The sequence below is a fragment of the Amycolatopsis sp. NPDC051716 genome (assembly GCF_040681595.1).
Taxonomy (GTDB): domain Bacteria; phylum Actinomycetota; class Actinomycetes; order Mycobacteriales; family Pseudonocardiaceae; genus Amycolatopsis.
On record NZ_JBFAZA010000015.1, the window covers coordinates 71,578 to 89,304 of the forward strand.

Annotated in this window: 14 protein-coding genes and 1 tRNA gene; 13 read left to right on the forward strand and 2 right to left on the reverse strand. The window is 70.1% G+C overall.

Going from position 1 to position 17,727, the window contains the following annotated elements:
* Positions 1-7: 7 nt before the first annotated feature.
* From AB0M30_RS21805 to AB0M30_RS21820, 4 genes are all read left to right on the forward strand, one after another.
* Positions 8-664 (forward strand): hypothetical protein, encoded by a 657-nt coding sequence (locus AB0M30_RS21805; RefSeq protein WP_364586166.1) that lies wholly within the window; start codon positions 8-10, stop codon positions 662-664.
* Positions 661-3,759, forward strand: a complete 3,099-nt coding sequence (locus tag AB0M30_RS21810; protein ID WP_364586168.1) for a DUF87 domain-containing protein — start codon at positions 661-663, stop codon at positions 3,757-3,759. Before AB0M30_RS21805 ends, AB0M30_RS21810 begins: the two co-directional genes overlap by 4 nt.
* A 172-nt stretch (positions 3,760-3,931) precedes the next feature.
* Positions 3,932-4,114 carry a hypothetical protein gene (locus AB0M30_RS21815; RefSeq protein ID WP_364586171.1) on the forward strand — a complete coding sequence of 61 codons (183 nt, stop codon included), beginning with the start codon at positions 3,932-3,934 and terminating at the stop codon, positions 4,112-4,114.
* A 100-nt stretch (positions 4,115-4,214) separates the two neighbouring features.
* A complete protein-coding gene (locus tag AB0M30_RS21820) occupies positions 4,215-5,417 on the forward strand; it encodes a helix-turn-helix transcriptional regulator (RefSeq protein ID WP_364586174.1) in 1,203 nt (400 codons plus the stop codon).
* A 2-nt stretch (positions 5,418-5,419) separates the two neighbouring features.
* On the opposite strand, the gene AB0M30_RS21825 is transcribed toward AB0M30_RS21820, so the two are convergent.
* Positions 5,420-8,344, reverse strand: coding sequence for a tetratricopeptide repeat protein (locus AB0M30_RS21825; RefSeq protein ID WP_364586177.1), 2,925 nt, complete (start codon positions 8,342-8,344; stop codon positions 5,420-5,422).
* Positions 8,345-8,490: 146 nt separating this feature from the next.
* Between AB0M30_RS21825 and AB0M30_RS21830 the strand changes: the two genes are divergently transcribed.
* Together AB0M30_RS21830 and AB0M30_RS21835 are read left to right on the forward strand one after the other, a co-directional pair.
* Entirely contained in the window at positions 8,491-9,132 is a 642-nt protein-coding gene (locus tag AB0M30_RS21830; protein WP_364586180.1) for a hypothetical protein, read from the forward strand.
* Positions 9,129-10,055 (forward strand): hypothetical protein, encoded by a 927-nt coding sequence (locus AB0M30_RS21835; protein ID WP_364586183.1) that lies wholly within the window; start codon positions 9,129-9,131, stop codon positions 10,053-10,055. Before AB0M30_RS21830 ends, AB0M30_RS21835 begins: the two co-directional genes overlap by 4 nt.
* A 158-nt stretch (positions 10,056-10,213) precedes the next feature.
* On the opposite strand, the gene AB0M30_RS21840 is transcribed toward AB0M30_RS21835, so the two are convergent.
* A tRNA-Arg gene (locus AB0M30_RS21840) sits at positions 10,214-10,286 on the reverse strand.
* A 273-nt stretch (positions 10,287-10,559) separates the two neighbouring features.
* Here AB0M30_RS21840 and AB0M30_RS21845 point away from each other — a divergent pair.
* From AB0M30_RS21845 to AB0M30_RS21875, 7 genes are all read left to right on the forward strand, one after another.
* Positions 10,560-11,213, forward strand: a complete 654-nt coding sequence (locus AB0M30_RS21845; protein ID WP_013230063.1) for a response regulator transcription factor — start codon at positions 10,560-10,562, stop codon at positions 11,211-11,213.
* Entirely contained in the window at positions 11,214-11,822 is a 609-nt protein-coding gene (locus tag AB0M30_RS21850) for a TRIC cation channel family protein (protein WP_364586186.1), read from the forward strand.
* A gap of 66 nt (positions 11,823-11,888) precedes the next feature.
* A complete protein-coding gene (locus AB0M30_RS21855; protein WP_103336822.1) occupies positions 11,889-12,581 on the forward strand; it encodes a response regulator transcription factor in 693 nt (230 codons plus the stop codon).
* Entirely contained in the window at positions 12,578-13,987 is a 1,410-nt protein-coding gene (locus tag AB0M30_RS21860) for a HAMP domain-containing sensor histidine kinase (RefSeq protein WP_103336823.1), read from the forward strand. Before AB0M30_RS21855 ends, AB0M30_RS21860 begins: the two co-directional genes overlap by 4 nt.
* A 226-nt stretch (positions 13,988-14,213) precedes the next feature.
* Positions 14,214-15,014: a DeoR/GlpR family DNA-binding transcription regulator gene (locus AB0M30_RS21865; RefSeq protein WP_103336824.1), complete on the forward strand. Its 801-nt coding sequence runs from the start codon at positions 14,214-14,216 to the stop codon at positions 15,012-15,014.
* On the forward strand, positions 15,011-16,093 hold the full coding sequence (gene galT / locus AB0M30_RS21870; RefSeq protein WP_364586191.1) for a galactose-1-phosphate uridylyltransferase: 1,083 nt from the start codon (positions 15,011-15,013) through the stop codon (positions 16,091-16,093). The genes AB0M30_RS21865 and galT overlap by 4 nt, the downstream gene beginning before the upstream one ends.
* Before the next feature lie 72 nt (positions 16,094-16,165).
* Complete coding sequence (locus AB0M30_RS21875) at positions 16,166-17,581, forward strand: trypsin-like peptidase domain-containing protein (protein WP_364586194.1); 1,416 nt, start codon at positions 16,166-16,168, stop codon at positions 17,579-17,581.
* The last annotated feature ends 146 nt before the right edge of the window (positions 17,582-17,727 follow it).

Genomic DNA, 17,727 nt, shown 5'->3' on the forward strand with positions numbered 1-17,727 from the left:
AGATCAAATGGCGGAGAAGTTCGGGACCGATGAGCGGGGCGCGCTCATCGCGCTGACCTTGGCGAACGAGGAGGTGCCGAATTCGGATCTGGTGAAGAACTATGGAGTGAGGCTTAGTCCGGCCGGTCGAGAGAAGCTGGAGACGGAAGGCTTCATCGCTGTGCGCGAAGAGGGCCGCCGTTACTACCTGCGGATCAAGGGCCCTGGCATCGCATGGTGCGAGGATCACCTCGCCGAGGTCGAGCCTCCACAGCGGCCCGGTCCTTTGGTCCGTGCGGTCTTCGAAGTCCTTCGGCGCTTGGTCGGCCAGCTGCGGGATCGCGGAGTTCGCCTGGTGGACTTCCTCTGCGGGGAGCGGGATGAGCAAGCCGAGCCTGTGGTTCCCGAGAGGAGCCTGCCCAGCGATCTCGAGACCTTGATCCGCCAGGCTTATCGGCAGCTTGCGGCCAGGCCTCAGCAGTTCGTGCGCTTGGCCCAGCTCCGGCCCAAGCTCAACGGAGCCGACAGGGCCGAAGTCGACGAGAAGCTGCTGGAGCTGATGAAGACCAGCAAGGTCCAGCTGGCTCCCGAATCGAACCGCAGGGGGCTCACCGACGAGGATCGCGCAGCGGCGATCCGAGTCGGCAGGGAGGACAAGCACCTTCTGTCGATCGGGGAGTCATGACCGAGGAACAGCAACGCCAAGCTCTGGCCGCGGTCCGGTTCAACTCGGCGGAGACGCCGGAGGACGTCTGGGGTACGTCACCCTTCCACGTCGAAGGACTGCACACGCTGGCCGAGAACCGGATTCGGGCGGGCATCCAGGACGCGAAGAACAGCCGGGGCCCGAGCCCGATCGGCCTCGCCCTGCAGGGGCAGAAAGGCGTCGGCAAGACCCATCTGCTCGGCCGGGTGAGACGAATCGTGCAGCGGGAAAGCGGCTACTTCTTCCTGATCGACATTTCCACCGGCAAGGCGTTCTGGGATGACGTCTTGCGTGCCATGCGGAGCGAACTGTGGCGCAAAGGAGACGACGGTGAGCTTCAGCTGACCAAGCTGCTGCGGAGGTTGTGCGAAAAGGCTGAAGTCGCCGAGCCGGTGGCCAAGGTCGTCCGCGGTGATGCGCCGCTCACGACGGCGGACCTCAACAGCTTCATCGGTGCGCTCCGCAGGGTCGATGCTCAAGTTGCCGTCGAGTGCGCTGACGGACTCCGGGCGCTCGTGTTGTACGCGGCGGCCGACAGCGAGTTGTCGGATACCGGCAAGGAATACCTGTCGAGTCTGGCGAGTGAAGAGAGTAAAACGGAACGCAGGCGCTGGGGCCTGCCTGCCGATCCGAAAGATCCGCGTGAGGTGGTCCGGGAGATTTCGCGAGTGCTCGCGCTGACCGGACCGAGTGTCGCCGCGATCGACCAGCTGGATTCTTTGATCACGAAGGTGGCCGACGAGTCCACCCGGGAATCGACCAGTGAGCTCGCGAAGATCGCCGACGGGCTGATGCAGTTGCGGGAGAAAACCCGGCGAACCTTGTCGATCGTGGCGTGCCTGCCGACGACGTGGAATCTGCTCGGGGAAGCGGCGACCGACTCGTTCGACGATCGGTTCACCGAAACACCGAATCTCGGTGCCATCGTCGACTCTCGGCTCGGCTGTGCGGTCGTGGAGAAGTGGCTCGAGGTGGCCTACCAGGGGATCGGCTTCAACCCGCCGCATCCGACGTGGCCCGTGGCGTCGGATGCGTTCGGTGCTTCCTGGAGCGCCTACACTCCGCGTCAGTTGCTGAGACGGATCCAGGAGCACGCCGAAGCGTGCTTGTACGGCAAGATCAGAGAACTGCCTTCCTTCGACGAAGAGCCCGTCGAAGTGGTGGTCGAGATCCCCCACGAACCCAGTGGGGAACCTCGCTACTTCGATGAGTTCGATCGTCAATTCGAAGATCTGCAGCAGCGCGCGGACGTGAAGTCCGCGATGAGCAGGCACTTGGTGGATGAGATCATGCCGGGGCTCGTCCAGGCCGCGCTGAAGTCGTGGATCACGGAAGTGGGCAACGACGACCGGTCCTGGGAAACCGAATCCTTGGACGGTGCCGGGGAACTCCACGCGGGACTGCGCCGCACCGTGGACGAGGAGCACGACGTCTGGGAGCAGTGGGTGTTCCGGGCGATCGCCTCCCAGCACGGCAACATCGTTTTGCGCAAGCTGCGGGAGGCCAGGTCGGCCGCCAAAGTTCAGGCGGGGGTGCGAAATCGGCACCTGGTCTTGATCCACGACGGGGGAAAGGGCTGGCGCGGTGGCGTGACCACCGATGAGCTCGGAAAGCTGGAGCGGCTCGGCAGCCCGCGTGTGCAGATCAGCGAGGCTGACATCCGGACGTTCTGGGCTCTCCGGCAGCTGCTCACCAGGCAGAGCTACCACCTGCTCAACTGGCTGGTCGCCCGCAAGCCGGCCAGCAAGACGGGTCTCATCCGCCAGATCCTGCCCGACCCGGGCCGGCCCGAGGGCAACCAGCGGGAGACCCGTCCGCCGCCGGTGAAGGACGAGTCCGAGCCGGAAGTGAAAGCCGGTGCATTCGCCCTCGGCATGGACGGCGAAATCCGCATCGAGCTCGAGTCCCTTCGCAAACACGCCGTCATCTTCGCCGGGTCCGGGACCGGGAAGACCGTTCTGCTACGCCGGATCATCGAGGAATGCGCCCTGCAGGGTGTCTCCGCCATCGTCCTGGATCCCAACAACGACCTGGCCCGGCTCGGCGATGCCTGGCCGGAACCCCCGGAAGCCTGGCGGCCCGGCGATGCGGAAGCCGCTGCCGGCTACCTCTCCGGGACCGAGGTCGTCGTCTGGACCCCCGGACGCGCTGCCGGGCGGCCGCTGAGTTTCCACCCGCTGCCCGACTTCGCCGGCGTCCGCGACGACGAGGACGAGTTCGCGGCGGCTGTCGAAGCCGCCGTGGCGCGGCTGATTCCACACGCACGGGTGAGCGGTGGGGCGAAGGCCGCCGTGCGGGGCCAGGCCGTTCTGCGGGAGGCGCTCACCTACTACGCGCGGATGGAGTCACGCAGCCTTTCGGGGTTCGTCGACGTGCTTGCCGAACTGCCGATGGGTGTCAGCAAGCTCGCCACGGGGACCAAGACCGCCGCCGACCTGGCCGAAACGCTGCGGGCCGCAATGGTCAACGATCCGCTGCTCGGCGGCTCGGGTGAGCCGGCCGATCCGGCCGTGCTGCTCACGCCATCGCCCGGCAAGCGGGCTCGGATTTCGGTGATCAGCTTCGTGGGACTGCCCTCCGACGAGCAGCGGCAGGGGTTCGTCAGCCAGCTCCAGCTGGAAGTGTTCGCCTGGATCAAGCGCCATCCCGCAGCCGACCGGCCGCTCGGTGGGCTGTTCGTCATGGACGAAGCCCAGACGATCGCGCCCTCCGGAGGGTGGACGGCGAGCACCCAGAGCACCATCATGCTGGCCTCCCAGGCCCGCAAGTACGGGCTCGGCCTGCTGCTCGCCACGCAGGCGCCGAAGGGCCTGCACAACCAGATCACCGGGAACGCGACCACGCAGTTCTTCGGCCGCCTGAACAGCCCGGCGCAGATTGCGGCGGCGAACGAAATGGCCAGGGCGAAGGGCAGCACCGTCGGGGACATCTCGCGGCTCGAACGCGGGCAGTTCTACGTGACCGGGGAGAAGTTCGGGTTCCGCCCGATGCGGGCCCCGTTGTGCCTGAGCCACCACCCACCCAGCCCGCTGAGGCTGGAGGAGGTGCTCGACCGGGCCCGGAAGGGCCGCTGACACGGAGGCCGCGTTCCGAGGGGGAACGCGGCCTCTGTGTGTACACCGTTGACCGCTCGGGAGGGAAACGGTCAACTCCTTGTCGCCGAATGGCGCGTGACGAATCCTGATTGCAGGGCGCAGAAATTCACAAAGCGCCCGGAACAATCACCTCTAGCAAGGAGGATTCGTCATGTCCTTGTCTTCGAAGCTGGCCAAAATCGGTGGCCCGGTGCTCGCCCTCTGCATCATCGCTGCGGCCCCCGTGATCGGCTCCAGCACGGCGTTCGCCGACGGCGACGGCGGGACACCGCCGCCCGTGACCACCACGGCTCCGCCGCCGGCGGGCACGGATGGCAACCCCTGGCACGGGTGAGGTGCGCCTGGCCGGCCGCGACTCGCTCGCGGCCGGCGACGGCAATTGCGCGCGGGCAATGAAAATGGTGTACTCGGACACGGTGGGAATGGAGGTCCGCATGGCCGAATCTTTTGGCGAGTTGTTGCGGGAATGCCGTGCGGCCGCCGGGATCTCGATGGGAGACCTGGCCAAGCGGGTCAACTACAGCAAGAGCTACATCAGCAAGATCGAGAACGACCTCAAGCCGCCCAACTCCACGCTGGCGCGGATCTGCGACGGAGTCCTGGACGCCGGCGGCGCGCTGATCGAGGTGGCGAACGAGATGCGGGCGCGCGCACAGTCCGAGAACACGCTGGACCGCCGCCAGATGCTGGCCGGCGCCGGGGCGGTGCTCGGTATCGCACTGGCCGGCGGGCCGCGTCCGATCCTGGACGAGCGTGCGGTCGCCGGACTGCGGGCGTCGTTCGAGCAGCTGCGGACGCTCGGCATGCAGACCAGCCCGGCGGTGATCCTCCAGCCGCTGGTCACCCAGACGCACACGGTGCACGCGCTGGCCAGGGGCAACCCCGAGCCCGTCCGGTCCCGGCTGCTCCTGCTCGCCGCCCGGATGGCCGAGTACACCGGGTGGTTGAGCCAGGAAGCCGGCAACGAGCACGACGCATTGTCGTGGACGAGGCACGCCGCTGAGGTGGCTCGAACCGCCGGTGACCGTGAGATCGCGACCTACGCGTACGTGCGGGAGGCCGGGCTGGCGCTCTACCGGCAGGACCCGATGGCCACGATCGACCTCGCCCGCCAGGCTCAGCGGCTCGGCAGGCCGGGCACGCGGACGTTCGGCCTGGCCGCGCGGCGGGAGGCACAGGGCCACGCACTGGCAGGCGACCGGACCGCATTCGAACGGGCGATGGACCTTGCCGCCGAGCCACCTAATACGTCCACTGTGGACGAGGGCGGGTACCCTGTGCTCGGCTCGACCGCGCCGGACCCGGTCGCGCTCGCCCGTGGCTGGTCGCTCGCCGACCTCGGACGACCCGGTGAGGCGGCGACCCTGCTGGGCGGGGAGCTGGCTCGGGTCCCGCTCGCCAACCGCCGCACCAGGGCGCGTTTCGGCGTGCGCCGGTCACTGGCTCACGCGCTGGACGGGGAGATCGACGAGAGCTGCCGGACACTGGCCGAGACGATCGAAGACGTGGCCCACGTCGATTCCTCGACAGTGCGCGCCGACCTGCGCGAGCTGAGCCGGTGTCTCAGCAGGTGGCGCGGCCACCACACCGTGCGGGAGATGTACCCCGAGCTGAGCCGCGTGCTGCACCGGCGCTGACGTCAGCGCGGGCCGCAGGCGCAGCTCAGTGTCGCGCGCTCCTGCCGCACCTCACCTGCTTCCGGCAGGTCGAGCGCGGCGAATTCGGCCTCCGCCGCGGCCCAGTGGGCGACGGCACCCGCGTGGTCCCCCAGCGCGTGCAGCGCCTCGGCGACGCCGCGGTGGGCCCGGGCCCGGTAGGCGCGATTGCCGCTCCCGTCGGCCATGTCCAGCGCCGACTTGCCGGCCGTGAGCGCTTCTCCCCGGGCACCCCGAGCCAGTGCGGTTGCGCCGCGGTCGAGGTAGAGCTGCGTGCGCAGGTCGGCGTCCGGCACGTTCGCCGCCACTTCCTTCGCCTTGTCGTGGTAGCGCCCGGCTTCGGCGTAGCGGCCGCGCTGGCGGTGCACGTTGCCGATGTTGTTCAGCGCGTAGGCCTCGACGCAGCGGTCGTCGACTTCTGCGGCGCACGCGTGCGCGTCCGTGTAGCTGGCCAACGCCTCCGTGAGCATTCCCAGCTTCTCCTGCACGGAACCGAGGTTGTTCAGCGTGTGCGCCACACCCTGGACGTGGCCGACCTCGCGCAGCATCCGCGCGGCCGCCGAGTGCTGACCCAGCGCGACGTCGAAGTTCCCGCGCTGCTCGTTCAGATACCCGAGCATGCTCAGCGCGTGAGCTTCGCCGCGCCGGTCTTCGCTCTGCTCGTACTTGGCCAGCGCGGCGGTGAGGTGGGCCATCGCATGGTCGTGCCGGCCCAGTTCCATCGTCGGGATGGCCAGCGCGCACAACGTCGCCGCTTCGCCGTGCGGGTCCTCGAGGCGGCGCCACTTGGGCAGCGCCTGGGCGGCCCGTTCGAGGGCTTCGGCGTGTTGCCCGCCCCGGTCGTGCGCGGTGGCCAGCCGCAACAGGACGTGCGCCTGGCCGTAGTCGTTGCCCTCGTCGGCGGAGACGATCTTCCACGCGAGCTCCAGGGTCCCGATCCAGTCCTCGAACTGGTTCGTCGTGTTGAAGTAGCGCCATAGCAGCACCGCGAGGCGCCAGGTGTGTTCCGGCTGGTCGTGTGTAGCGGCGTAGTTGATCGCGGCGACGAGGTTGTCGCGCTCGGCGACGATCCAGCGCAGCCCGGCGCCGGCGTCGGCGAAGACGGGCAGCACCGGCGAGGATCGGTCCAACCCGGGCAGCTGGGCGCGGTCGAACGGGTACGCGGCCGCGACCGCGGCGGCCAGCGTGACCAGGTAGAAGTCGAGCAGCCGCACCAGGGCTGCCCGCTGGTCAGGCGTCTCCCCGCTCGCGAACTCCTTCAGCGGGTCGAGCATGTGGTAGCGCTCCGGAGCGGTCTCCTCCAGCAGGCTCACCTCGTGCAGGTCGTTCAGCAGCAGGCGCGCCTCGGCCGGGGTGCAGCCCGCGAGCGCCGCGCCGCCGGCGATGTCGACGTCCGGCCCCGGCAGGCTGCCGAGCAGCCGGAACATGGTGCGCTGCGGTTCCCCGAGCTGCTGGTAGGACACCCTGACGGCGGCGGTGCCGTCGTCCGTGCCCCACGGTCCGTCGGCTTCGAGCAGGCGAAGCAGGTGCTCCAGCGGCCACCGATCGTGCCGCCGGAACAGCGCGGCCGCCACGCGGATGGGCATCGGCAGGAAGCCGCACCGCGTGACCACCGCGGAGACGTCGGCCGAGCGACCGCGCACCCGCGGCGGGTCCGTCAGCACGCGGAACAGATCGGTCGCCTCCCCGGGCGACAACGGTGCGAGCCGGACGTGCTCACCGGTGTCCGCGTCACCCATTCGGCGGCTCGTGACGACGGCGAGGCAGCCGTCCGCCTCCGGCAGCAGCGGCCGGATCTGCTCCGGCGTCGCGGCGTTGTCGAGCACCACCAGCGTGCGCGTGCCCCACAGCGTGTCCTGATAGAGCCGTACCTTCCGACCGACGGTGGCCGGGATCTGCTCGGCGGGCACACCGAGTTCGACGAGCAGCTCGGTGAGCGCGTCGCCGACCGCGGTCTCCGGCACGCCCGGGGTGAAGCCGTTGAGGCGGACCATGAGCTGGCCGTCGGCGAACCGGTCGCGAAGCCGGTGCGCTGCCTCGACGGCCAAGCCGGTCTTCCCGACACCCGGCGCACCGCTCACCCACACCGCGCGCCGTCCCGCCGAGGCGGCCGCCTCGATGGCTCCGATCTCCGCCACCCGGCCGGTGAACCCGCCGGGCCGCGATGGCAGCGAGCTGGGCGGATCACCGCGTTCCGCCCGAGCCGCAAGCTTGCGCAGCACGGGACCGGGCTCGATGCGGTGTGCGGTGAGAGCGGTGCGGGTGCCGTTGAAGACGCGCAGTGCCGCGGTCCGGTCTCCGCCGGCGAGCAGCGCGCGCATCAGGAGTTCGGCGTGGCGCTGGCCGGCCGGGTCGGCCTGGACGAGCGGCCGCAGCCGATCGCGCGCCGAGCGGTGGTCACCGGACTCGAGTTCCAGTTCGGCCAGGTCGCCGACTGCGTCGAGGTAGCTCTCGTCCGGGGAGATCACCTCGGCGCCGCCGACGCGGTCGATGTCGATGTCTTCGAGGAACTTCCCGCGCCACAGGCCGACCGCCGCACGCAGCAGGGTGATCGCCCGGCGCGGGTCGCCGGCGAGGGCCGCGGCGGCTTCGGTGCGCAGCCGGACGAACCGTGCGGTGTCGAGCTGGTCCTCGTCGACGCGCAGCAGGTACCCGGTCGGCGTCGTCTCGATGGTCACGTCGCCCGCGACCTGAACGATGTCGCGCAGCCGCTTGATGTAGCTGCGCACCAGGTTGGGCCGGATTTCCCGGCCGCCGGCCCAGACGATCTCGGTGAGACGGGCGGGCGTTACCGGCTTGTTCGCGTGGAGCAGCAGTACGACGAGGACGAATCGCTGCTGCTGGTCACCCAGTGCCACCGGGGCGCCGTCGTGCCACGCCTCCAGCGGGCCGAGCATCCGAAACTCCACGCGGCCTCCCCGGCCTCAGCTTGCGGTCCGTCTTTGACATCGCGCAATCGGCCGTAAGGGTTTCGAAAATCCGCATTTCTTCCACGTTCGATACACGCGCGCTTGCCAAGCTCCGCCGATCGATCAGGGGCGAAGGAGAAACCGGTATGGGGTCCGAGGTGTTGCCGTGTTACGTGGCTTGCGATGTTTCGCTGTCGATGGCCGACCACATCGACGAGCTGAACGCCGGGCTGCGCGAGTTCCGCGGTGCGGTCCACGCGGACGCGGCGGTCGCCGCCCGGGTTCTCTGCAGCGTGATCGGGTTCGCGGAGACACCGCAGGTGGTGCAGCCGCTGTTCCCGATGGACGACCTGGCCGCGATCCCGGCGCCCGGAGCGTGCGCCGGCACGAACTTCGGGCCGGTGTTCACTTTTCTGCGTGACGTGATCGAAGGGGACGTGCGCGCGTTGGAGGCGCACCGCGTGCGGGTCCACCGGCCGATCGTGTTCTTGCTGTCCGACGGCCAGCCGACGGACCCGGTGACCTGGCCGTCGGCGTTCGCGGCGCTGACGGATCCGGGGTGGACGCGCAACCCATGGGTGGTGACGTTCGGCCTCGGCGACGCCGACCAGGGGGCGTTGGCCCGGATCGGCACATTCCGGTCGTACCTCGGCCGCGACGGCGTCCGCGTGGGGACGGCGCTGATCGCCTCGGTGATGCACGTTCTGTCCACTTCCCGTCCACCGGCCGGTCGCACCATGCCCGGAGAGGAGACGCCATGGAAACGCACTGAAGGAGACCGACCGTGAGCGGGCGAGCTGAGCTGGTCCAGGAACTGAAGTTGCTCCGCAAGGGACGCGGTCTGCTGGGCAAGGTCGATGACCGGCTCGGTCCGGTGTTGAGATCGGCCTGCGCGGTGTCGGACGAGGACGGGATGGTGGCGGTCCGCCGGAAGGTGACGAGCCGGCTGACGGAGCTGGCGGGTCATCTCCCGGAGGACCTGAGAGTGGTGGTGCTGGCGGCCTTCGCGATCGGCGCGGAGGCCCGCCAGCCGCTTTACCAAGAGAGGGTGAAGTGGGCGGCGGAGAAACTGGACCGCGACCCGCGAACGGTTCGTCGGCGGGCGGACCAGGCGATCGACCTGCTGGCCGAGCTGGCGGTGGGAACGGCGGCGCTGACGCAGCCCACCGGCGACCGCTGGCACACCACGTCGCTGACGGTGGCGCTGGTGCTCGATCAGCCTCGGCCAACGGTCCTGGAACAGCGTCGCATCATCGCGGACGAGGACGGCCTCCGGTCGGTGGACCTGGCGGTTTCGCTGCCGTCGGGCCGTTCGGACCTTGCGGTGACGGTGTTGTACGGCGGCAGGCTGGTGGACCGTGGAATGGAAGCGAGCGACCGGTGGGGGTACAGGCTGGAGCTGCCCGGCCCGTTGGCCAGTGGTGAGCCGTGGGACTTGGCCATGCTGTTCCAGCTGCCTTCGGTGTCGTCACTGCGGCCACACATGGCCAGCGTCCCGCGGCAGCCGTGCGACCAGTTCGACCTGCGCATCCGATTCGGGGCGGACCGGCCGTCGGAGATCTGCGTCTTGGACGGCGCGTTCCAGCGGGACGTGTCGGACCCGGGCTATCGCGGACGGCGCCTCCCCGTCGACCAGGCGGGTGAGGTGCACCGGCAGTTCAGCCACCTCACCCCGGGCATGGCGTACGGAATGCGCTGGGAACGCCCGTGACCGCTGGTTGTTGCGACTTGTGGGCGGGGTGAATGGACCGCAGGTGCTCTGCCCGTTGCCGATGTGGAGCAGTGGCTGACGGACACCGGTTTGCCTTGTCCTGGCGAAGGTGTCGACCGGACATGTGGCCGACCGTGAGCTGAAACCAGGCTCTTGGGTGCCCCCGGCAGGATTCGAACCTGCGACACCCGCTTTAGGAGAGCGGTGCTCTATCCCCTGAGCTACGAGGGCCTGCTACTACCGGGTCAGCTTAGCTTGCCGGAGGGGCCCGCAGCAGCAGGGGCACGGATGGAGCAACCCGACGGACGTCGTCACCCAGGTGAGTGGTTCTCCGGGCCTGGGGAACCCGGCGATACACCCTGGCGCACCGCCCACCGCACCTGACCTGGACGGACCAGTGCCTCACCTGGTCGTGTCTGGTTTCGAACTGCTGAACAACAGTAGGTAACCTTCGTTAACGGGACGCGGGGAGCCGCCTCCTACTGGCTGTTGCGGAGGGCTTCGTTGATCAAGCTCATGTTCGCCGACGACGAGGAACTGGTGCGCTCGGGGTTGCGCGCGATGATGTCCGGGGCCCAGGACATCGAGATCGTGGGCGAGGCGAGCGACGGCAGATCCGCCGTGGAAGTTGCCCGGCGGTATCACCCCGATGTGGCCCTGCTCGACATCAAGATGCGGGCCCCTGACGACGGCATTCGCGCTCTCCGGGCCATCCTCGCCCTCCCCGATCCGCCCACCGTGGCCATGCTGACCACCTTCGACATCGACGAATACGTCAGTCTCGCGCTGCGGCTCGGGGCCAACGGCTTCCTGCTCAAGGACATCGACCCCGCCGCGCTGCTGCGGGCCGTGCGGGATCTGAGCCGGGGTGGTGCCGTGCTGGATCCGGGGGTGGCCGCGCGGATGGTTCAGTCGCACCGGGATGAACAACGCGCTGCTCAGCCCGCCCGGAAGCTGCTCGCCTCGCTGTCCGAACGGGAGCGTGAAGTCGTCGCGCTGATCGGGCAGGGCCTGTCCAACGCCGAGATCGGCGGGCGGCTGCACCTCTCCGAAGCCACCGTCAAGGGGTACGTCTCCGCCGTGCTCTCCAAGATCGGCGCGGCCAACCGGGTGCAGGCCGCGCTGCTGGCCTACCGCGGTGGTCTGCTCGACCAGTAGATGCTGCTCACGGCGCTGGAGTTGGTCGGGCTCGTCGCCTTCGCCGCGTCCGGGGCGCTCGCCGCGGTGCGGGCGCGGCTCGATGTCTTCGGCGTCGTCGTGGTCGGGCTCACCACCGCGCTCGGCGGCGGCGTCATCCGGGACGTCCTGCTCGGCATCCACCCGCCCACGACGCTGCGGAACTGGCCCTACCTCGCCGTCTGCGCCGGGACCGCCCTGGTCGTCTTCGTCTTCCACCCGCAGGTGGCGCGGCTACGGCGCGGCGTTCTGCTGGCGGATGCGCTCGGGCTCGGCGTCTTCGCCACCGCCGGGACGACCATCGCGCTCAACGCCGGCGCCACCGTCTACGCCGCGTGTCTGATCGGGATGACGACCGGCATCGGCGGCGGGGCCGTGCGCGATCTGCTGCTCCGGGAAATCCCGCTCGTCCTGCGGAAGGAGATCTACGCCGTGGCCGCGCTCGCCGGCTCGGCGCTCGTCGCCTTCGGTCACTCTCTGCGACTTCCGGAAGGGCTCGTGACCGTCGTCGCGGCCGCTGTCGTGGTTTCCATCAGGATGATCGCGCTCTGGCGGCACTGGAACGCGCCGGTCGCGCGCGGCCCCGAGTGAGAAATCCTTTGTGAGTTCTGCGTGTGTTCTTAGGCGGGTCTCAGCACGCTGCGTAAAACTAGCGCCATGCGCATCCTTGTGGTGGACGACGACCGCGCCGTCCGTGAGTCGCTCCGGCGGTCCCTGGAGTTCAACGGCTACCAGGTCCAGCTGGCCAGTGACGGTGCGCAGGCCCTGGAGGCGATCATCGCCGACCGGCCGGACGCGATGGTGCTGGACGTCATGATGCCCCGGCTCGACGGCCTGGAGGTCGCCCGCCGCCTGCGCAGCACCGGTGACGACCTGCCGATCCTGGTGCTCACCGCCCGCGACACCGTCTCCGACCGGGTGTCCGGCCTGGACGCCGGCGCCGACGACTACCTGCCGAAGCCGTTCGCGCTCGAGGAGCTGCTCGCCCGGCTGCGGGCGCTGCTGCGCCGCGCCGTCCCCGAAGGCCAGAACGGCCAGGCCTCGGAGTCCCTGGCCTTCGCGGACCTGACGCTGGACCCCGGCACGCGGGAGGTCCGCCGCGGTGACCGCGAGATCAGCCTGACCCGGACCGAATTCGCCCTGCTGGAACTGTTCCTTTCCTACCCGAAGCACGTCCTCACGCGTGGCCGGATCCTGGAGGAAGTATGGGGTTACGACTTCCCGACGTCGGGCAACGCGCTGGAGGTCTACGTCGGCTACTTGCGCCGCAAGACGGAGGCCGAGGGGGAGCCGAGACTGATCCACACGGTGCGGGGAGTGGGGTACGTCCTGAGGGAAACCCCGCCGTGACCGAACCGGGCGATCCCCGCGGCACGCGCTGGGGCGCCCGCCGGTTCTCGCTGCGCGGCCGGGTGACGCTGCTCGCGGCCGCCTGCGTCGCCGGCGCCGTCGCGCTGGTTTCGATCGGCGCGTACATGGTCGTGCGCAGCAACCTCTACCAGCAGCTCGACGACAGCTTGCTGGCGCGCGCGCAAGCGGCGGCCAACTCGCCGCAGGTGCAGACCGAGCTGCGGCAGGTGCCCGGCGCGTTCCTGGCCAGCGCCGACCTGCAGATCGGGCAGCTCAACGCGGCGCCCGACGTCCAGCACGCCGTGATGACCTACCCGCTGTCGAGCTCGCCGCCGCCGTTCGGGCCGGACGAGCTGGCCGTCGCGAACGGCGATTCGGCGGAGTCGCTGCGGACGGACTTCCGCTCCGACAGCCGCGTGGTCGCCCTGCCGACGGGGCACGGCGAGGCCATCGTGCTGGCCCAGTCGATGGGCCCGACCAAGCGCACGCTGAACGAGCTCGCGCTGGTGCTCTTCCTGATCGGCGGCGCCGGCATCCTGGTCGCCGCCGCGGCGGGCACCGCGGTGGCGCGCACCGGCCTGCGCCCGGTCGACCGGCTGACGTCGGCCGCCGAGCGCGTCGCCAAGACCGGCGACCTGCGGCCCATCCCGGTCAGCGGCGACGACGAGCTCGCGCGGCTCACCCAGACCTTCAACACCATGCTCGGCACGGTCGCGGACTCGCAGGAACGCCAGCGCCAGCTGGTCGCGGACGCGGGGCACGAGCTCCGGACGCCGTTGACGTCCCTGCGCACCAACCTCGAGCTGCTGCTCGCCGCGAGCAAACCGGGCGCGCCGCCACTGCGGAACGAGGACCGCGTCGACATCATCGCGGACATCAGCGGCCAGCTCGACGAGCTGACGCAGCTCATCGGCGACCTGGTCGAGCTCGCGCGCCAGGACGAGCCGCGCGAGCGCTTCGAGCGTGTCGAGCTGCTGGAGGTCGTCGAGCGGGCGCTCGACCGGGCACGGCGGCGTGCGGGCGAGATCAACTTCGACGTCTCGCTGCAGCCGTGGGTGCTCACCGGCGACAACAGCTCGCTCGAACGCGCGGTGCTGAACCTGCTCGACAACGCGGTCAAGTTCTCGCCGCCCGACGCGACGGTCTGGGTGCGGCTGTACCCGCTCGGCGACGGCACCGCCGTGGTCGAGGTCGCGGACGCCGGGCCGGGCATCGCCGAAGAAGACCTGCCCAAGGTGTTCGACCGCTTCTACCGGTCGTCGGAGGCCCGGACGCTGCCGGGTTCGGGCCTGGGGCTGGCGATCGTGAAGCACGCGGCCGAGCGGCACGGCGGAGCGGTGTACGCCTCGCAGGCGCCCGAAGGCGGCGCGTTGATGACGATCCGGCTGCCGGGGGCGCCCGGCTGATCCGGGCCCGCGGCATCCACCGGAATCGGGCGGGGAGCACCGGCCGTTGCCTTTTGGTGCGCTCGTGAGCTGACGCGTTCTCCGCCGTTGTTCGGCTGGCTTACGGGACGTCCGTTCCTGTCCACGTCATGACCTGGTGTTTCGAAGTTCACCCTCGCCGGGTCTGCGGATCCTGTGTTTAGTCGTGTAGGATTTTGTGTAATTGGCTGGACGGACGGAGTGAACGGTGCTGGCGCGTCAGCGACAGGCGGTGATCCTGGAAGAGGCCCGCCGGACCGGTGCGGTCCGCGTGAGTGACCTCGTGACCAGGCTGGGCGTGTCCGACATGACGGTGCGTCGCGACCTCGACGTCCTCGCCGGCCGAGGACTCGTCGAAAAGGTGTACGGCGGCGCCACTTCGGTCGTCGGCAAGAGCACCGACGAACCCGGCTTCGAGGCCAAGTCCGTGCGTCAGCGGGCGCAAAAGGAAGCCATCGCCGAACTCGCCGCGACGCTGATCCGGCCCGGCACCGCGATCGGCATCTCCGCCGGCACCACCACGTGGACGCTGGCGCGAGCGCTCGACAACATCCCCGGGCTCACCATCGTGACCAACTCGATCCAGGTCGCCGACGTGCTCCGCGGGTCGACGCAGCCGGATCGCACCGTCGTGCTCACCGGCGGCGTGCGGACGCCGTCGGACGCGCTGGTCGGGCCGGTCGCCGTGCACAGCCTGCGGTCGCTGCACCTGGACGCCGTCTTCCTCGGCGTGCACGGGATGTTCGACGGGCCGGGGTTCACGACCCCGAACCTCACCGAGAGCGAGACCGACCGCGCGCTGGTCGAGGCCGGGCGCAAGCTGGTCGTGCTCGCCGACCACACGAAGTGGGGCACCGTCGGGATCTCGACGATCGCCGACCTGGACGAGGCCGACGTCGTCGTCACCGATGACGGGATTTCCGACGAGGCCAAGGAAATTCTCGCCGAACGGGCGGGAGAACTCATGATCGCCGAGACGGCGGAGACGGACGAGGCCCAAGAAGCGTGAAGCGCACCGTACGACACCTGGCCGACGGCCGGGACATCATCTACTTCGACCAGCCCGGCGCGCCCGACCGCGTCGCCGAGGACACCCGTGACCTGCCGCCGGTTTCGGCCGCGTCGGAGATCCGGCTGGACCCGCTGACCGGCGAGTGGGTCGCGATGGCCGCGCACCGGCAGACGCGGACCTACAAGCCGCCGGCGGACCTCTGCCCCCTGTGCCCGAGCAAGCCCGGCAAACCGAGCGAGATCCCCGAAAGCGATTACGACGTCGTCGTCTTCGAGAACCGGTTCCCGTCCTTCGCCGAGGACGTCGTCGGCGAGCCGTCCACTGTGGATGGTTTCGGGCTGGTGCCGGTGCGGCCCGGCCGCGGCCGGTGCGAGGTCGTCTGCTTCACGAGCAACCACGACGGATCCTTCGCGCAGCTGAGTGCCGAGCAGGTGCGGGCCGTGGTGGACGCGTGGGCGGACCGCACGACCGGGTTGTCCGCGGTCCCCGGCGTCGAGCAGGTGTTCCCGTTCGAGAACCGCGGCGAAGAAATCGGCGTCACGCTGTCGCACCCGCACGGGCAGATCTACGGCTACCCGTTCGTCACCCCGAAGACCGAGCGGATGCTCGACGTCGCCCGCGCCTACCAGGCCGAGCACGGCCGCCCGGTGCTCGGGGACGTGCTCGCCGCCGAACGCAAGTCCGGCGCGCGCGTGGTGACCTCCGGCGAGCACTGGACGGCGTACGTGCCGCCGGCGGCCCGCTGGCCGGTCCAGGTGCAGATCGTGCCGCACCGGCAGGTTCCGGACATCCCGGCGCTGACCGATGCCGAGCGCGACGACTTCGCGAACGTCTACCTCGACGTGCTGCGCCGCTGCGACGCGCTGTACGACCGGCCGCTGCCGTACATCGCGGCGTGGCACCAGGCGCCGGTGCACCGCGACCGGGACCTCGGCTGGCTGCACCTGGAGCTGTTCTCCGTGCTGCGCGCGAAGGACAAGCTGAAGTACCTGGCGGGGTCCGAGTCGGGCATGGCGGTGTGGATCAACGACGCGACGCCGGAGCAAATCGCCGAACGGCTCCGCGCGGCGGGCTGATCCCGGCATACTCATCTCCGATGCACAGGTTCGGCTCAGGAACCTCTCAGGACCATCGCGCAAGGTGAGGACATGACCGAGAACGACCCCAGCGCGCACGACCCCGCGAACCCGCGGCACCCCGAGACCGGCCAGCAGCCGGCCCAGGGCGGTTGGGCGGGGCACCCGTACGGTGAGCAGGCCCAGCCCGAGTCCGGCGGTGCGCCGCAGTACTCCGAGCCGTCCTACCACGCGGTGACCGGGGCCGATCCGGCGTACGGCGGGCAAGCCTCGAACCCGTGGTCCGCCCAGGGTGCGCAGATGCCGTCCGGCCCGACCCAGCAGAGCGTCTACCCGCCGCCGAACCCGTACGGGCAGCCCGGCACGTCCGGCTACCCCGTGGCCGCGCCGGAGCCCAAGCGCTCCGGCGGGAAGCTGCTCGCCGGCGTCGCGCTGGTCGCGCTGCTGGTCGGTGGCATCGCGGGCGGGACGGTCGGGTACTTCACCGCCGGGTCGTCCGGCCCGACCGGCAATGCGCTCAACGCGCCGAAGCCGGCCCAGCAGACGGGCAACGCGCCCGCCGGCTCGGTCGAGGCCGTCGCGCAGAAGCTGTCGCCGAGCGTCGTCGAGCTGCAGGTCAGCGGGCAGCAGGGGGCCGGCGAAGGCTCCGGGTTCGTCATCAGCACCGACGGCTACATCCTGACGAACAACCACGTCGTCGAGGTCGCCGCGAACGGCGGGCAGATCCAGGCGGTGTTCCAGGACGGCAAGAAGGCCGCCGCCAAGGTCGTCGGCCGCGACCCGACGACGGACATCGCGGTCGTCAAGGTCACCGGGGTCGGCAACCTGACCCCGGTCGAGCTCGGCCGCTCCGACGACCTGCGGGTCGGCCAGTCGGTGGTGGCCATCGGCTCGCCGTTCGAGCTGGCCGGCACGGTCACCTCGGGCATCGTCAGCTCGCTGCACCGGCCGGTGCGCGCGGGCGGCAGCAGCGGCGACCAGACCACGGTGATGGACGCGGTCCAGACCGACGCGGCGATCAACCCGGGCAACTCGGGTGGGCCGCTGGCGAACATGTCCGGCCAGGTCATCGGCATCAACTCCGCGATCTACAGCCCGCAGTCGGCGTCCGGTGGCCAGGGCCAGGGCGCGTCCGAAGGCGGCAACGTCGGCATCGGCTTCGCCATCCCGATCGACCAGGCCCGCCGCACCGCGGACACGATCATCAAGACCGGCCAGGCGGTGCAGACCTACATCGGCGCGGAGGTCAAGGACGCCCCGCAGGGCGGCGCCGAGCTCGGCGCCATCAAGCCCGGCAGCCCGGCGGAGAAGGCCGGCCTGAAGGCGGGCGACGTCGTCACCAAGATCGACGAACGCCCGATCGACTCGGCCGACACACTGGTCGCGGCGGTCCGCACCCGGGCCCCGGACGAAAAGGCGACGTTCACGCTCGCCGACGGCCGCACGGCCGAGGTGACGTTCGGCGGGCAGCCCGTCCAGCCCAACTGACCCGGTTCAGACGCTCGGCCGCCCTGGGGCGGCCGAGACCAACTTCGGCTCGACCCCCGACTTCGGGGCCGGACCCACAAGGCCACGCGCGACCAGGCACTCGATGCCGGTCGCGCGTGGCCGCATTTGTGCCCTGACCTGGACCT